This window comes from Corynebacterium sp. MSK047 (genome assembly GCF_030232285.1).
GTDB classification, from domain to species: domain Bacteria; phylum Actinomycetota; class Actinomycetes; order Mycobacteriales; family Mycobacteriaceae; genus Corynebacterium; species Corynebacterium jeikeium_D.
In genome coordinates this window covers 1-3,713 of record NZ_JASPJI010000043.1, presented here as the reverse complement: position 1 = coordinate 3,713, position 3,713 = coordinate 1, and the positions used below count along the sequence as shown (strand labels likewise).

At 60.2% G+C, this 3,713-nt stretch carries 3 protein-coding genes; 2 read left to right on the top strand and 1 reads right to left on the bottom strand.

From position 1 onward, the window contains the following. On the top strand, positions 1 to 239 hold a 239-nt coding region (locus QP981_RS11055; RefSeq protein WP_284858018.1), incomplete at its 5' end, for a DDE-type integrase/transposase/recombinase. On the opposite strand, the gene QP981_RS11050 is transcribed toward QP981_RS11055, so the two are convergent. Continuing rightward, the gene (locus QP981_RS11050) at positions 185 to 592 is read right to left on the bottom strand and encodes a recombinase family protein (protein ID WP_012360777.1); all 408 of its coding nucleotides are present in this window, start codon (positions 590 to 592) and stop codon (positions 185 to 187) included. The two genes, QP981_RS11055 and QP981_RS11050, sit on opposite strands and share 55 nt — an antisense overlap. Before the next feature lie 125 nt (positions 593 to 717). Between QP981_RS11050 and QP981_RS11045 the strand changes: the two genes are divergently transcribed. Continuing rightward, on the top strand, positions 718 to 3,603 hold the full coding sequence (locus QP981_RS11045) for a Tn3 family transposase (RefSeq protein WP_011116984.1): 2,886 nt from the start codon (positions 718 to 720) through the stop codon (positions 3,601 to 3,603). The last annotated feature ends 110 nt before the right edge of the window (positions 3,604 to 3,713 follow it).

The following is a 3,713-nucleotide window of genomic DNA, read 5'->3' as shown; positions in this document are numbered from 1 at the left end:
GCCCGTCTGACGTTGAACACCGACAGATTAAGTACCGGAACAACGTGATTGAATGCGATCATGGCAAACTGAAACGGGTAATCAACGCCACGCTGGGATTTAAATCCATGAAGACGGCTTACGCCACCATCAAAGGTATTGAGGTGATGCGTGCACTACGCAAAGGCCAGGCCTCAGCATTTTATTATGGTGATCCCCTGGGCGAAATGCGCCTGGTAAGCAGAGTTTTTGAAATGTAAGGCCTTTGAATAAGACAAAAGGCTGCCTCATCGCTAACTTTGCAACAGTGCCTCTGAGCGCCCTTTCCAGTCAGAACCCGCAGGCCGATCTTGCGGTCTGACAGCTCCTTCACCGTGTTGACCAGATGGGCAAGCGATCGTCCGAGGCGATCGAGCTTCCAGACCACCAGCACATCGCCGTCACGCAATGACTTGAGGCAGGCAGTCAAGCCAGGGCGATCATCACGACCGCCGGAAGCAAGATCATCATAGATATTGTCCCGTTCGACACCTGCGGCGCGCAAGGCGTCGTGCTGCAGGTCGAGAGACTGCGAGCCATCGGCTTTGGAGACGCGGGCATATCCGATCAGCATGTATCACAAACGTTGGTTTGAGGCGGCGCTTCGGCCACGATTGCATTGACCTCTGGAAATGTATCTCAACCAGCTTCATAAACAAAGCGTCTTGAACGCTATCAGATTTTGAAAAAGGAACATGTATGCCGCGTCGCGTCACTCTAACCGATCGGCAGAAAGACGCGCTGTTGCGCTTGCCGACTTCACAGACGGATTTGCTCAAGCACTATACGCTGAGTGATGAAGACTTTGGGCATATCAGGCTGCGTCGGCGCGCTCACAACAGGTTCGGCTTCGCCCTGCAATTGTGTGTCCTGCGCTATCCCGGCCGGGTGCTGGCTCCAGGCGAACTGATCCCTGCAGAGGTCATCGAATTTATCGGAGCGCAGCTTGGCCTGGGTGCCGACGATCTCGTAGACTATGCTGCCCGCGAGGAAACACGGCACGAGCATCTTGCCGAGTTACGGGGGCTCTACGGCTTCCGCACCTTCTCCGGACGTGGTGCGAGCGAGCTGAAGGAATGGTTGTTCCGAGAAGCCGAGATGGCGGTGTCGAACGAGGATATCGCCCGTCGCTTCGTAGCCGAGTGCCGACGCACCCGCACTGTCCTTCCCGCGACATCCACGATCGAGCGGCTTTGTGCCGCGGCTCTCGTCGATGCCGAGCGACGCATCGAGACGAGGATCGCCAGTCGGCTGCCTATGTCGATCCGAGAACAGTTGCTGGCATTGCTCGAGGAGACGGCTGATGATCGGGTGACCCGTTTTGTGTGGCTGCGCCAGTTCGAGCCTGGCTCGAACTCTTCGTCGGCCAACCGGCTGCTCGACCGGCTCGAATATCTGCAACGCGTCGATCTCCCCGAGGATCTGCTTGCCGGCGTTCCTGCCCATCGGGTGACTCGTCTGCGCAGGCAGGGTGAACGGTATTATGCCGACGGCATGCGCGATCTCCCGGAGGACAGGCGGCTTGCGATCTTGGCTGTTTGCGTCTCGGAATGGCAGGCGATGTTGGCCGACGCAGTGGTCGAAACCCACGACCGGATCGTCGGCCGTCTCTACCGTGCTTCGGAGCGTATTTGCCATGCAAAGGTCGCAGACGAAGCGGGGGTGGTGCGTGACACCCTGAAATCCTTCGCCGAGATCGGGGGCGCCCTGGTCGATGCACAGGATGATGGCCAGCCGCTGGGCGATGTCATCGCGAGTGGGTCAGGGTGGGACGGCTTAAAAACCCTTGTTGCAATGGCAACCAGGCTGACCGCCACCATGGCCGACGATCCGCTCAATCATGTGCTCGACGGTTATCACCGCTTCCGCCGATACGCTCCACGCATGTTGCGCCTGCTCGATCTGCGAGCTGCGCCCGTTGCACTGCCGCTTCTGGAAGCGGTGACGGCCCTTCGTACCGGTTTGAACGATGCCGCGATGACCAGCTTCTTGCGGCCCAGCTCGAAATGGCATCGCCACCTTCGGGCCCAGAGGGCTGGCGACGCTCGCCTATGGGAGATCGCGGTGCTGTTCCATCTGCGCGATGCGTTCCGCTCCGGAGATGTCTGGCTTACTAGGTCCCGGCGCTATGGCGATCTGAAACACGCACTCGTTCCGGCACAAGCCATCGCGGAAGGCGGTCGTCTCGCTGTGCCATTGCGGCCGGAGGAATGGCTGGCAGACCGGCAAGCTCGCCTCGACATGCGGTTGCGCGAGCTTGGCCGTGCCGCTCGCGCAGGCACGATCCCGGGCGGGTCGATTGAAAACGGCGTTCTGCATATCGAGAAACTCGAAGCCGCCGCGCCGACAGGCGCCGAAGATCTGGTGCTCGATCTCTACAAGCAGATTCCGCCCACGCGCATCACCGATCTCCTGCTGGAGGTGGATGCGGCGACCGGCTTCACCGAAGCGTTCACCCATCTGCGCACAGGAGCACCCTGCGCTGACCGGATCGGGCTAATGAACGTTATCTTGGCGGAAGGGATCAACCTCGGCTTGCGCAAAATGGCGGATGCGACAAACACCCACACCTTCTGGGAATTGATCCGCATTGGACGGTGGCATGTCGAGGGCGAAGCCTATGACCGGGCGCTGGCCATGGTGGTCGAGGCACAGGCAGCGTTACCCATGGCCCGGTTCTGGGGCATGGGCACGTCGGCTTCGAGCGACGGACAGTTCTTCGTCGCTACAGAGCAAGGTGAGGCCATGAACCTGGTCAACGCGAAATATGGCAATACCCCGGGCCTGAAAGCCTATAGCCACGTCTCCGACCAATATGCGCCGTTCGCAACCCAGGTGATTCCTGCAACGGCAAGCGAAGCGCCTTACATCCTCGATGGCCTGCTGATGAACGATGCTGGACGCCATATCCGCGAGCAGTTCACCGACACGGGCGGCTTCACCGATCACGTCTTTGCCGCATGTGCCATTCTCGGCTACCGGTTCGCTCCGCGCATCCGCGACCTGCCATCCAAACGGCTCTACGCGTTCAATCCGTCGGCCGCCCCGGCGCACCTGCGAGCGTTGATCGGCGGAAAGGTCAACCAAGCCATGATCGAGCGCAATTGGCCCGACATCCTGCGCATCGCCGCCACCATTGCTGCCGGGACCGTCGCGCCAAGCCAGATTCTGCGGAAACTCGCCTCCTATCCGCGGCAGAACGAGCTCGCGACAGCCCTGCGGGAAGTCGGTCGCGTCGAGCGCACCCTGTTCATGATCGACTGGATTCTGGATGCCGAACTCCAACGGCGTGCCCAGATCGGGCTCAACAAAGGCGAAGCTCATCATGCGCTGAAGCGGGCAATCAGCTTCCACCGCCGCGGTGAAATCCGCGACCGTTCCGCCGAAGGCCAGCATTACCGCATCGCCGGCATGAATCTGCTCGCCGCCATCATCATCTTCTGGAACACCATGAAGCTCGGCGAGGTCGTTGCAAACCAGAAACGCGATGGAAAGCTGCTATCGCCCGATCTCTTGGCCCATGTTTCGCCGCTCGGATGGGAACACATCAATCTCACCGGAGAATATCGCTGGCCAAAGCCTTAGCGTAGGATTCCGCCCCCTCCCGCAAACGCCCCCAAGATGTTCATGGTCTCCCCGATCACTGCCCGGAAATGGGCAGGCCGCTACCGGGAAGAGGGTGAGTTTGGGATGCA